Below are 12,083 nucleotides of genomic sequence, written 5' to 3'. Positions count from 1 at the left end.
TTGGCGGACCCAGTCAGCTCGATCATTACAAAGCCGGCAAAATTCTGGCCCAGGCGGCGAAAAACCTGAACCGGAAAGTGGCGGTTGTCGCTTCCGGCGATCTTTCACATTGCCAGAAGGAAGGCTCCAGCTACGGCTTTAAAGCCTGCGGTCCGGTGTATGATGCCAAAATCATGGACGTCATGGGCAAAGGCGATTTTAAGACACTCGTAGAAATGCCGGAAAACGAAGCCGAAGATGCCATGTCCTGCGGTCAGAAACCGTTCTGCGTTATGGCCGGCGCATTAGACGGTCTGATGCCAGAGTCGAAAGCCCTCGCGCACAGCGCGGAATTTGGCGTGGGCTATGGCATCTGCACGTATACCCATCTTAAGGAAGAGGAAAGCCGCAAGCTGGAAGAAACGATTGAAAACGACTTAAAAGCCAGACGGCACGCCAAGCGGATGAAAGAAGATGTCTACGTTCGGTTTGCGCGCAAGAACATCGAATCGTTTGTTCGCGACGGCAAGACGGTCAGTCTTTCCGCCCACAGCGGTCTGCCCGAAGAAATGTTAAAGGACCGTGCCGGTGTCTTTGTTTCTATCCATGAATTTGGAAACCTGCGCGGCTGCATCGGAACGATTGCTCCGGTTCATGAAAATATTGCCGCGGAAATCGCGGCCAATGCGGCTTCTGCCTGCTCCGCGGATCCGCGTTTTCCAGCCGTTCGTCCTGACGAACTCGATTACCTGGACATTAACGTCGATGTTCTGACCAAACCGGAACCGTGTACGAAAGACCAGCTGGATCCGAAAAAGTACGGCGTCATCGTCCGTCAGGGTAATAAACGGGGCGTTCTGCTTCCGGATCTGGAAGGCGTAAACAGCGTGGACGAGCAGATTTCCATCGCCATGCAGAAAGCCGGCATTCCGGCGCATGCAGACGATGTCGAACTGGAACGTTTTGAGGTCGTACGTCACGTATGAAATGCGACGTCTGCTTCCGGAAATGCGATCTGAAAGACGGCCAGATCGGGTTTTGCAAGGGGCGGGAAAATCGAAACGGTAAAATTGTTCCCCGCAATTACGGCCGCATTTCTTCCGCGGCGCTCGATCCGATTGAAAAGAAGCCGCTTGTCGATTTTTACCCCGGCAGTCTGATTCTCTCGGTCGGCAGCTACGGCTGCTCCCTTCGCTGTCCGTTTTGCCAGAATCATGAAATCAGCCAGCAGGATCTGGAAGGGCAGTGTGAAACGGTAACTCCGCAGCAGCTCGTCGACAAGGCCCTTTCTCTTGTGCCGTACGGCAATATCTGCATCGCCTTTACGTACAACGAACCGCTTATCGGTTACGAGTTCGTACGGGACAGCGCCCGGCTTGCCAAAGAGAACGGTCTTAAGACCGTCCTGGTCACTTCGGGAAATGCGTCCGAAAAAGTGCTCGATGAACTGCTTCCGTATATCGACGCCTATAACATCGATCTCAAGGGATTTACCGACGACTATTACCGCTACGTCGGCGGAAATCTGGACATGACCAAATGCTTTATTGAAAAAGCCGCTAAGGCGGCCCATGTCGAACTGACGACGCTCATTGTTCCTGGAAAAAACGATTCCGTTGAGGATATGGAACGCATGGCCAAATGGATCGCTTCGATTTCGCCGGATATCGTTTTGCATCTCAGTCGTTATTTCCCCCGCTATCACGAAAAAGAAGACCCTACGCCGATCGAAACCTTGAAAAAACTGCAGAATACTGCGAAGAAATATCTGAAAACGGTCGTTCTCGGCAACGTCTGACACGTTAATTAAGTATTAAATTCAGATAAAGAAATCATCTCAAAAAGACACGAAAAAACCGGGTTCCCGTAAGAAGAATCCGGTTTATAAAATGGGTGACAAATGATCTAGTAAACGTAAGGATTGGCCAGGTCGCGACCTCTGCCGCGGCGGGGAATCAGGGCTGTGATTTCGTCGTGGTCGTATCCAACCGCCATGCTGCGTTCGGAAAGAAGAATCGGACGCTTGAGAATGGACGGATTTTCGTGGATGAAACTGGTCAGTTCAGAGATCGTCATATCGTCAATTCTTCCGTTAAGCAAAGCATAAGTCTTGGAACGGGTAGAAATGATGTCCTCTGTTCCGTTTTCGCAGCGGGCCATCAGATATTTAATCTCCTGCTCGGTCAGATCAGACGAGAAGACGTTTTTTTCAATATAATGAATATGATTTTCATCGAGCCATTTTTTGGCTTTTCGGCAGTTTGAACAGCCGGGGGAAGTATAGAACAATACGGTATTATTCATACGGCTGAATTCAGCTCCTTTCTTAGAGTTCTTAACAGCGAATTAATCCTATCCAAAGGGTAGGCAAGATACAAGACCGATTCAAATTTCACTTTGAAAAACCGCAATTTTAAAGATGAAAGCGCTCCGCATTTTTAAATTACGGAAAATTGTGTGATAGAGTGTTTTATTCACCCTCAGAAAACGATCGTAAGGGAATCGTTTCCTTCTTTATATAAGCGTCTTTTTTCGAATCTTCTACGATCAAAGAGGCGGGTCAGATTGTACCTGTCCGAAAAAGTGATATATTAACAAAGTAATTTTTGAAAGGATGAATTATGGGAAGACATTTTGAAGTGCGTGCAGCAGCCATGGCCAAAACTGCCGCCGCCAAAGCAAAGGTATACTCCAGATACTCGAAAGAAATCTTAGTGGCCGCAAAGAGCGGTGTCCCTGATCCCGATATGAACCAGGCGCTCAAAAAGGCAATCGCCCGCGCCAAGGCTAACTCCGTCCCCTCCGATGTCATCAAACGTGCCATTGATAAAGCAAAATCCTCTGCGGATGAAAGCTTCTCGGCAGCTCGTTACGAAGGATTCGGCGCCGGCGCCGGCTCCACCATCATCGTCGACTGCCTGACTGACAACGCCAACCGCACTATCGCAAACCTGCGTGCCTGTTTCAACAAGTCCCATTCCAAAATGGGCGTAAACGGATCCGTATCCTTCGGCTACGAAGATCTCGGCGTCATTGTTGTTCCGTTTGAAGACGAAGATGCCATGATGGAAGCCATGCTCGAAGGCGATATCGATCTGCGCGATGTGGAAGTGGAAGACGGCTACATGACCGTTACGGTCGATCCGACTCAGCTCGATGAAGCCAAGGAAGCCATCGATAAGCTGATTCCGGATGTAAAATACGAAGTTCTCGAACGCCGCATGGTTCCAAACGAAACCGTTGAGCTCGAGGGCGAAGATCTCGAACTGTTCCGCCGTCTGCTGACTCTGCTTGACGAAGTCGATGACGTACAGAACGTTTACCACAACGTATCCAATATCTAGTTTTCAAGGAAAACAGAGTTTAAACGGCTTTTCCATCGGATTCTCACGGCCTGCGTCCGGAAATTCGGCTTGAAAAAGCCGTTTTTATATTGCTCGAATGGTTTGTCCGCTTATTGTTGAAGCGGAAGCAAAGGAACACGACGCAGACGGGAAAATTTCCGCTTCTGCGGCGTGTTGCTGCATATTCTGCCTGCGGCATGGAACTGAGCTCTGATCCTGAGGGCAGGAGTGTACGGCTTTACTTCTGGTCTTCGACTTTTTGCCAGAGCCGGTCTTCCTTGCGGTTGGTCAGCGCAAGCTGAAAGTTTTCTTTAGCCATCGGATAGTGTGCATACAGCTCGTTTAAAAGCTCCTTCATTTCCTGACGCTGTGAATGGCCGTCGTTTGGACAGACGGGTTTCACGGCAGGAATCTCATTGTCCCGGCACGCTTTGATGATTTCTTCTTCCGTGGCGTAGACGAGCGGACGAATGAGCGTAACGTCCGTTCTGGACATGTACTGGCTGGGCGAGAAGCAGGCGAAGCGTCCGCCGTGAATGAGATTGAGCAGGATGGTTTCCGTCGCATCGTCGGCATGATGACCGAAGACGACTTTATTGCAGCCAAGCTTTTTGGCTTCTTCGATGAGTGTTCCTTTTTTGAGCGTGGAACAGAGCGAACAGGAAATCCGATCGCCCTGCAGATTTTCGGGAAGATTTAAAATATCGAAAATGCGGGTGTCGACAATGTGAAGTTCAAGATTGTATTTCTCGGCGAATTCTTTCATGAGCTCGGTTTCCTTGCTGGAAAAGCCGACGTCGATATGAATCGCGCAAAGGGAAAAATCCTTTCCCTTGAATTTCTGATACATGCTCAGCGCCAGCCACAGCAGCATGGAATCCTTGCCGCCAGAAAGAGCTAGGGCGAGCATATCGCCAGGTTCAATCAGGCGAAAGTCCTGATCGGCCAAGCGGATTTTTCGAAGTAGAGTCTGCAGTTTCATAAATATGGGTTTGTGTTTAACCTTTCGGGGAAAAGACAGACGGCAGGCTGCCCGAGCGGCATACGGCAAGGTCGCATGTGCCCCTTGAATGCTTTCCTGCATGGAAAACGTCACCAGCAATTTTTCGCAAATGCAATGGCTGAAGGGAGGGTGCGGAAAGGGGACAGGTCTGTCTGTTTTGATGTTTGTTCGGAATTGCTTAAAATAGCGGTATGGATGGAATTCTTGTAATCAACAAGCCGGCGGGGATGACGAGTTTTGATGTCATTGCCCGGCTTCGTAAACAATATAAACAGAAAAAATTCGGCCACGCCGGCACTCTGGATCCCATGGCTTCCGGCGTTCTGGTCGTTCTCGCCGGCAGAGCCTGCAAGCTTCTGCCGTTTTTAAAAGATACCGATAAAGAGTATATCGCGCGCTGCGAACTTGGCGCTTCTTATGACACCGATGACATCACCGGAAAGCTCGAAGCGATTCGCCCGGTCACTCTGGATTTTGATGTGCAGAGTCTTCTGGATTCCTTTAAAGGCGAGCAGCATCAGCTCGTTCCCAAAGCAGCAGCTAAAAAGGTGGACGGAAAGAAGCTGTATGAATACCTGCGAGAAGGTAAGGAAGTCCCCAAAGTGTATTCGGATATTACCATTTACGATATCCGTGCCCTGGATGTGCCCCAATGGATGGACGATTTCGTGACGCTTGCTTCTGAAGAAAAGACAGAAGCAACCGAGGGGGAAGCAGCTGAGAAGGAACAAAATGAACAGATCGAACTGGAGGAAAGAGAATCCGTTCAGAAAGCGGATTTCTCGTTCTGGGTTTCATGCTCTTCCGGTACGTACGTTCGCTCCATCTGCCGGGATTTTGGCGAAAAGAGCGGAAACCTCGCCGCAATGAGCGCCCTGCAGCGAACAAAAGCCAACGGCTTTACGATTGAAGAAGCCGAAGACTTAGAAGCACCAGAACATACGCTTCATCCGATGGACCGGCTCCTGGATCTGCCCAAAGTCGATTACGAAACACCGGGCGATATTCGAAACGGAAAAACGATCCATTTTCAAAGCGAATACGATCAGGTTCTGATGATGGACGGAAACGAAGTTCTCGCCATTTATACGCGAAAATTCAGGGACCGGGATCTGTTTTCCTGTACAAGGGGGCTCTGGCAATGAAAAGCATACGCATAGAATTCGATCAGATTCCGGCTTTAGAGAAAAGCGTCTGCGCCCTTGGCTATTTTGACGGCGTCCATCGAGGACACCGGCAGCTGATGGAGGCGGCGATAGCCAAAGCCAAAGCCGCCGGAATACAGAGTGCCGTCCTGACGTTTGATCCGGACCCCTGGCAGGTGCTGAAGCCGAATGCGGATCTGCATCATCTAAGCGATCTCGAAGACAAGGCGATGATTCTCGAGTCGATGGGCATCGACTGCTTTTACATCGTGAACTTTACCCGGGAATTCGCGGGCCTTTCCAACGAACAGTTCCATCAGTTTTTAAAGGATCTGAACATTACAGAAGTCGTCTGCGGCTTTGACTACACGTACGGGAAAAAGGGAAGCGGCAATATTGAAACGCTCAGAAAGGACAGCGGTCTTCCGGTCGATGTGATCGAACAGATCAGCGATCACGAAGAAAAAATTTCCTCCAGCCGGATCGAAGCGCTGATTCGCGAAGGCAATGTGGAAGAAGCCGGCGAACTGCTCGGCTATTTGTACACGATGAAAGGCACGGTGGAATCGGGCTTTCAGCGCGGCCGCAAGCTTGGCTTTCCGACCGCCAATCTCTCCTTTTCCAAAGAAGAGCTCTGCCCGGCTTCCGGCGTGTACGCAGGGTATGTTCTCGTAAAGAATCACGCGTACAAGGCGATGATCAATGTCGGCACCAATCCGACGTTTAACAACCGGGAAAAGACGATTGAAGCCCATCTGTTTGACTATTCCGGCTCCCTCTATGGCAAAAAAGTGCGCTTTCTGTTCGCCAGGCGCCTGCGTTCAGAAATCCGCTTTGCGAGCGTAGAAGATTTAAAGGAACAGCTCAGGCGGGACGAGAAGGCATCTTTAAAGGCACTAGCGTTGCCGGATGCCCGTCTGGACCATACAGTTAATTTATGGAGTTTGGATGGGCTCGATGGTATACTTGAACCGTGAAGTCAGGTGAAATTATGTCAAATCAAACTAGTGCAATGAAAGTAACGGACCAGTACGGCTCGATCGTATACAACCGTTCCGTTTTTTCTGCAATCGCCCGCAATGTGATTGATGAATCGAAAGACGTTGAAGTCGCAGAAAGCTCCAAAGTATTCCATGCCGACAAGCTTTCCTGGATTGAAGACGGAAAACTGTATATTTCCATTCCCGTTCGGCTTGGCGTAAATGCCAATGTTACGGATTTATGCGCGGCCCTGCAGAACAAGATTTACGAAAGCATTGAATACATGACCGACTACAAACCAGAATCGATTGAGATTCAGGTCGTCGGATTTATCTTTTAGGGAAATCGGCGGATTTCCCTTTTTTTGAAAGGAATACAAGACACTATGAAACAGAAAAAGACCCTGGCCGATGTTGAGCCGATGAGCCCGGAAGAACTCGAAAAAGGACTTTCGAATCTCTCTCCGTTTATTTATGACGCCATCAAGGATCGACTCGACGAAATTCCTGTGGAAATTCAGGAAGCGCTCGTACAGAAAATTCCGCTGAGCACCGATCTCATGCTGAAATACGGCATCCCGTTTAACCGTCACCAGATGCGCATTATCGCGCTGAAGGCGATCTATCAGAATCTGCTCGTCGGAACCGATATCCGCAAGGCGCTCTTTGATCTGCTTCATGGCCATAACGCCATTGACGGCTACCTGTATGAGCTTTCCATCGGCACTATGGAACACAAGGACGAATACATCGAGCTGCTCTCCTCCAAGCTGCGCAGGGACTGGACCTGGAACCGCATGCCGGTTATTGAACAGGCCATCCTTCTGATGAGCACGCAGGAAATTCTGGAAGGAATCGCCCCGAAACCTGCGGTCATCAACGAAGCGATCACGCTTTGCAAGGAGTACAGCGAGCCCGGTTCTGCCAAAATGGTGAATGCGATTCTTGATTCGCTGAAATGAAAACTATAAAAGTTTCCCAGCTGGTCACGCTGGTCAGTCAGTTTCTGACGTCGAAAGTCCATACGGACAGCGTCATGATTTCCGGCGAACTTTCCAACGTTCGCTATGTCAGCGGCCACTGCTACTTTGATCTTAAGGATGAAGAAGGACAGCTTTCCTGTACTCTCTGGCGCTCGAATGCGAGCCGGGTAGGATTTACTCTCGAGGACGGAATGGCTGTCCTTGTTCATGGAACGCTCGATCTTTACGTAAAGCGCGGTCAGCTGAAGTTCAATGTCGACCATGTAGAACTCGGCGGCATCGGCGCGCTCTATCTGCAGCTTGAAGAGCGCAAGAAACGACTGGCTGCCGAAGGTCTTTTTGATCAGGGCCGCAAAAAGCCAAGACCCGAGGAAATCAATAAAATCGCGATCGTAACGGGCAAGACGACCGCCGGCCTGCAGGATGCCCTGAAAACCATCCGTCTGCGCTGGCCGATGCTTCAGGCCACCCTGTTTCCCGCACCGGTGCAGGGAAATGACGCCCCGCCCAAAATTGTTGCGGCGCTCAAAGAAGCCGATGCGGCCGGCATGGATGCCGTTCTGCTCATTCGCGGCGGAGGAAGCTTTGAAGATCTCTTCTGCTTTAACGACGAGCAGATCGTCCGTACGCTCGCAGCCATGAAAACGTACACCGTCACGGGCATCGGCCATGAAATCGATACGTCGCTGGCCGATCTGGCCGCCGACCATCGTGCTCTGACGCCAACAGCCGCGGCGCAGTGGGTGACGCCCGATCAGAACGAAGTACGGGCCAGACTGGATGTGCTCACGCGCCAGATGGAAGAGCGGACACGCCGCCTGCTTCAGGTCAGCCGGCAAAATCTCCTGTATCTGGTCGGCTCTTCGCCCCTGTCCAATGTGCAGGGCTATCTGGAAACGCGAAGAGCACCCCTCAATGTGCAGATTCAAAAGCTTAACGGTGCCTTTGCGGCCATTCTGTCCAGCGCGCAAAGCCGTCTGGAAAAAGCTTCAGCCTTTTTGCCGGTCGAAATGGAAAATCTTTTGCGCACGCAGAAAAACCGGCTGTCGAGCACGACGTCCGCGCTCTATTTTGCAGCGCCCGTTCATCGCATTACTCTGATGCAAAATGAGATCGGCCAGAACGTGCAGAAAATGGAAAAAGCCATGGACTGGCACTATGAACGCAGCCGCAGTGCGCTTGATAAACTGGACGCGCTTTTGCAGGCGCTCTCCGTAGAGCGTACGCTTGAACGCGGCTTTTCCATCGTCCGCCAGAACGGACACGTTCTCTCTTCGGCCGATTCGCTCAAAGCCGGCGATTCGCTTGATATCCGCTTTGCGAGGGGCTCGGCTGTATCCGTGGTTCAGTCGGTTTCACCGGATCTGAAAACGGAAGGCGAAGCGCCGGACACGGATCAGTAAAAAACGCCTGGGTTCATCCCAGGCGGCAAAGGACATAAAATTTCTGAAAATAGCGTTTAAACCAAACGTCTTTGCACAGTAACCGGAAGATTCGGTTCAGTCCTCTGGATCGAATCGTTTCGTTTCCCATACAGAAAGGAGCCATACTGCCATGGTTCAAAAAACGACAGCGATCCCGGCACCGCTCGATGCCCAGGGTCAGCCCATGAGCTTTCAGAAAGCCATGAAGCGCCTGGAAGAAATTGTTAACCAGCTCAACGATCCCAATCTCGATCTGGAAACCGCGCTTGTTCTTTACAAGGAAGGCCTTCAGATTTCACAGTTCTGCTCGCAGCAGCTCGATCAGTTCCAGATGGAAATGAATCAGCTGAGCGCTCAGGCCAATCGAGGAGACGTCCATGAAGCCTGAACTGGAAACGTGTAAACAGGTGCTGGAAAAGCGCCTGGACGAAAGCATTGCCGCTTTAGAACCGTCCCGGATTCAGGAAGCCATGGGGTACGCCCTGCTTGGCGGCGGCAAGCGGCTTCGTCCGCTGCTGCTCTTTGCGGCCCTTGAGGCGTATGGTCTGGATCCCTTAAAAGGTCTGGATATGGCGTGCGGCATTGAAATGATGCATACATACTCGCTCATTCATGACGACATGCCGGAAATGGACGACGACAGGATGCGCCGCGGCAAACCGTGCACACACATTCTGTTTGGAACGGATGTCGGCCTTCTGGCAGGCGATGCCCTGCAGACGCTGGCCTTTGAAATGGCCGCAAAGGCGGAAAATCCAAAAGATGCAGCTGCACTCTGCCGCCTGATGGCGCAGAAAGCCGGCGCCAATGGCATGTGTCTCGGACAGGATCTCGATTTGTGGAGTTCGGCTTCGGATGACGAAAGCCTGGAGCAGCTCGTGCGCATTGAAACGCTCAAAACCGGCTGTCTCTTTCAGCTGCCGCTCGGTTCAGCCGCTCTTATTGCGGATCATGAAGAAGATCTGGACGCGTGGGATGAAATCGGCAGGGAACTCGGCATTCTTTTCCAGTTACAGGATGATCTGCTGGAAATGACGAGTACCGAAGAGAAGATGGGCAAGTCCCTTTCGGATACGCGCAATGACAAAGCGACCGCCCTGACGCAGTACGGAATCGATCAGGCGACGCGCAAAATCGAAGAATGCTACGCGAAAATCGATCGTACGCTGGATGCGCTCGGTCTGCAGGATCAGACTCTGCGCGAACTTTTTGATGAAATTCGCCATCGTACTCACTGATCCGAAATCAGGCTTCGGCCTGAAAAACAAACGAATTCAAAAAACTCTTAGAATACGCCTTCAGGCGATAAGGGAAAGGAGTGTTGTGATGAATCTGACCGAGCTGAAAACCTGTGACGATCTGCGCAGACTTTCCCTGAAGGAGATGGAAGTTCTGGCGCGTCAGATCCGGCTGTTTCTGCTGTATTCCGTTTCGGAAACCGGCGGCCATCTCTCCAGCAACCTCGGCGTCGTCGAACTGACGATCGCCCTCCACTACGTCTTTGATGCGTCGAAAGACAAGCTGATTTTTGATGTCGGCCATCAGTCGTATGCGCATAAAATTCTGACCGGCCGTGCCGATCAGTTTTCCACGCTGCGCCAGTTTCACGGCCTTTCCGGCTTTCAGAAACGCAGAGAAAGTCCGGCAGACCCGTGGGAAGCCGGCCATTCCTCGACGTCCATTTCGGCGGGGCTCGGCTTTGCGGCAGCCCGCGATCTGCTTCATCAGGATTACGAAGTCGTCAGCGTAATCGGCGATGGCGCGATCGGATCGGGAATGGCGCTCGAAGCGCTCAACGATCTGGGCCGCCAGCGCCGCAAGATGATTATCGTCTTTAACGACAATACGATGTCCATTTCGCCTAACGACAGCGGACTGGAAAAATCGATTACTCGTCTTAGGACGTCGAAAGTGTACCGGGATACGAAAAAGGATCTCAGTCAGTCGCTTTCCAGCTCTGAAGCCGGACAGGAAATTTTGCATTTTCTCAAGCGCAGCCGGGACATGGTCCGGCAGGCCGTTGTCGACGCGCCGCTCTTTTCGCAGTTTAATCTCAACTACATCGGACCGGTGGACGGCCACGATATCGGCGCACTCATTTCCGCGTTTCAGACGGCCAGAGAAAAAGATGAACCGGTCGTGGTGCACGTTATTACGAAAAAGGGAAAAGGCTATCCCATGGCCGAAAACGATACGATCGGTCTGTGGCATGGCGTCGGTCCGTTTGATGTGTATACCGGAAAGCCGCTGGCCGCACCGGTTCCCGGCGTTTTAAGCTGGTCGGAAGCGATCGCGCGCACGCTCATGCGTCTTCTGGCCCTCGATCCCAAGCTGGCCGTCGTTACCCCGGCCATGGCGACTGGAAGCGAACTGCTGCCCATTGCCCGCCGCTATCCGGATCGCTTTTTCGATACCGGCATTGCGGAAGAACACGCCATGACGATGACGGCGGCAATGGCTGCCGGCGGTCTGCACCCGTTTCTTTCGATTTACAGTTCCTTTTTGCAGAGAGCGTACGATCAGGTTTTGCACGATACCGCACGCATGCATCTGCCGGTCGTTGTCGGCATAGACCGCGCCGGTCTGGTCGGCGCGGACGGAGATACGCATCAGGGCATTTACGACATCGCCTTTTTGTCGACCGTTCCTGATATCGTTCTGTGCCAGCCAAAGGATGCGCTCGAAGCGCAGGATCTCCTCTATTCGGGCTTCCATCAGAATATGCCCTGGTTTATCCGCTATCCGCGTGGAAAAGTACCCTTTACGCCAAAGGAGCATCTCGCGCTCATTCCCGCTGGAACGTGGACGGTGTATTCAACGTTTGGGGATCGGCCAGCCGATCAGATCGTGATCGCCTACGGTCCGGACGTCGATCGTATTCTCGACCGGGCTCGTCAGGAAAATCTGTCCCTGATGGTTGTTAACGCACGCTTTTTAAAACCGCTCGATGACGATCTGCTCAAAAAGCTCTTTGAATCCGGCAAGCCGATTACCGTCTATGAAACGGATTCGTACGAAGGCGGACTGGCGATGCAGATTCAGGCCAGAGCCTCTGACTATAAGCGAGATATCGATGTGCTGACGTTAAAGGATGGCTTTATTGAGCAGGGAAGCGTGGAACAGCTCAAAAAGGAGCAGCACATTTCGCTCGACGATTTAATGGAAAGGCTGAAAGATCATGCGTCTTGATCAGTATCTGACCAAATAACTGCAGACGCGCACCCG

At 51.7% G+C, this 12,083-nt stretch carries 13 protein-coding genes; 11 read left to right on the top strand and 2 right to left on the bottom strand.

What is annotated here, in order from left to right:
- Both amrA and amrS read left to right on the top strand, forming a co-directional pair.
- Positions 1-965: AmmeMemoRadiSam system protein A (gene amrA / locus ACLUYS_RS07065; protein WP_412659464.1), on the top strand; the 965-nt coding region annotated here is incomplete at its 5' end.
- Positions 962-1,777, top strand: coding sequence for an AmmeMemoRadiSam system radical SAM enzyme (gene amrS, locus ACLUYS_RS07060; RefSeq protein WP_412659463.1), 816 nt, complete (start codon positions 962-964; stop codon positions 1,775-1,777). The genes amrA and amrS, both read left to right, overlap by 4 nt.
- A 107-nt stretch (positions 1,778-1,884) precedes the next feature.
- On the opposite strand, the gene ACLUYS_RS07055 is transcribed toward amrS, so the two are convergent.
- The gene (locus ACLUYS_RS07055; RefSeq protein ID WP_230267402.1) at positions 1,885-2,283 is read right to left on the bottom strand and encodes a Spx/MgsR family RNA polymerase-binding regulatory protein; all 399 of its coding nucleotides are present in this window, start codon (positions 2,281-2,283) and stop codon (positions 1,885-1,887) included.
- Between the two features lie 317 nt (positions 2,284-2,600).
- On the opposite strand from ACLUYS_RS07055, the gene ACLUYS_RS07050 reads away from it, so the two are divergent.
- Entirely contained in the window at positions 2,601-3,323 is a 723-nt protein-coding gene (locus tag ACLUYS_RS07050; RefSeq protein WP_230267404.1) for a YebC/PmpR family DNA-binding transcriptional regulator, read from the top strand.
- Between the two features lie 238 nt (positions 3,324-3,561).
- Here ACLUYS_RS07050 and ACLUYS_RS07045 read toward each other — a convergent pair whose 3' ends face one another.
- Complete coding sequence (locus tag ACLUYS_RS07045; protein WP_230267405.1) at positions 3,562-4,305, bottom strand: tRNA 2-thiocytidine biosynthesis TtcA family protein; 744 nt, start codon at positions 4,303-4,305, stop codon at positions 3,562-3,564.
- Between the two features lie 212 nt (positions 4,306-4,517).
- On the opposite strand from ACLUYS_RS07045, the gene truB reads away from it, so the two are divergent.
- The 8 genes from truB to dxs all read left to right on the top strand — a co-directional run bounded on the left by truB (position 4,518) and on the right by dxs (position 12,047).
- Positions 4,518-5,471, top strand: a complete 954-nt coding sequence (gene truB, locus ACLUYS_RS07040; protein ID WP_412659462.1) for a tRNA pseudouridine(55) synthase TruB — start codon at positions 4,518-4,520, stop codon at positions 5,469-5,471.
- A complete protein-coding gene (locus ACLUYS_RS07035; protein ID WP_412659461.1) occupies positions 5,468-6,448 on the top strand; it encodes a bifunctional riboflavin kinase/FAD synthetase in 981 nt (326 codons plus the stop codon). The genes truB and ACLUYS_RS07035 overlap by 4 nt, the downstream gene beginning before the upstream one ends.
- A 14-nt stretch (positions 6,449-6,462) precedes the next feature.
- Positions 6,463-6,792, top strand: a complete 330-nt coding sequence (locus tag ACLUYS_RS07030) for an Asp23/Gls24 family envelope stress response protein (RefSeq protein WP_230267410.1) — start codon at positions 6,463-6,465, stop codon at positions 6,790-6,792.
- Positions 6,793-6,837: 45 nt separating this feature from the next.
- On the top strand, positions 6,838-7,413 hold the full coding sequence (nusB, locus tag ACLUYS_RS07025) for a transcription antitermination factor NusB (RefSeq protein ID WP_230267412.1): 576 nt from the start codon (positions 6,838-6,840) through the stop codon (positions 7,411-7,413).
- Positions 7,410-8,837, top strand: coding sequence for an exodeoxyribonuclease VII large subunit (gene xseA / locus ACLUYS_RS07020; protein WP_230267414.1), 1,428 nt, complete (start codon positions 7,410-7,412; stop codon positions 8,835-8,837). Before nusB ends, xseA begins: the two co-directional genes overlap by 4 nt.
- Positions 8,838-8,988: 151 nt before the next feature.
- Entirely contained in the window at positions 8,989-9,246 is a 258-nt protein-coding gene (gene xseB / locus ACLUYS_RS07015) for an exodeoxyribonuclease VII small subunit (RefSeq protein ID WP_230267415.1), read from the top strand.
- Complete coding sequence (locus ACLUYS_RS07010; protein WP_288338885.1) at positions 9,236-10,096, top strand: polyprenyl synthetase family protein; 861 nt, start codon at positions 9,236-9,238, stop codon at positions 10,094-10,096. Before xseB ends, ACLUYS_RS07010 begins: the two co-directional genes overlap by 11 nt.
- Positions 10,097-10,184: 88 nt before the next feature.
- A complete protein-coding gene (dxs, locus tag ACLUYS_RS07005; protein ID WP_412659460.1) occupies positions 10,185-12,047 on the top strand; it encodes a 1-deoxy-D-xylulose-5-phosphate synthase in 1,863 nt (620 codons plus the stop codon).
- Positions 12,048-12,083: the final 36 nt, after the last annotated feature.

It is taken from the genome of Allobaculum sp., from assembly GCF_047010065.1.
In the GTDB taxonomy this organism is placed as follows: domain Bacteria; phylum Bacillota_I; class Bacilli_A; order Erysipelotrichales; family Erysipelotrichaceae; genus Allobaculum; species Allobaculum fili.
The sequence above is the reverse complement of the archived record's forward strand: the minus strand, read 5'-3'. Positions and strand labels throughout refer to the sequence as shown.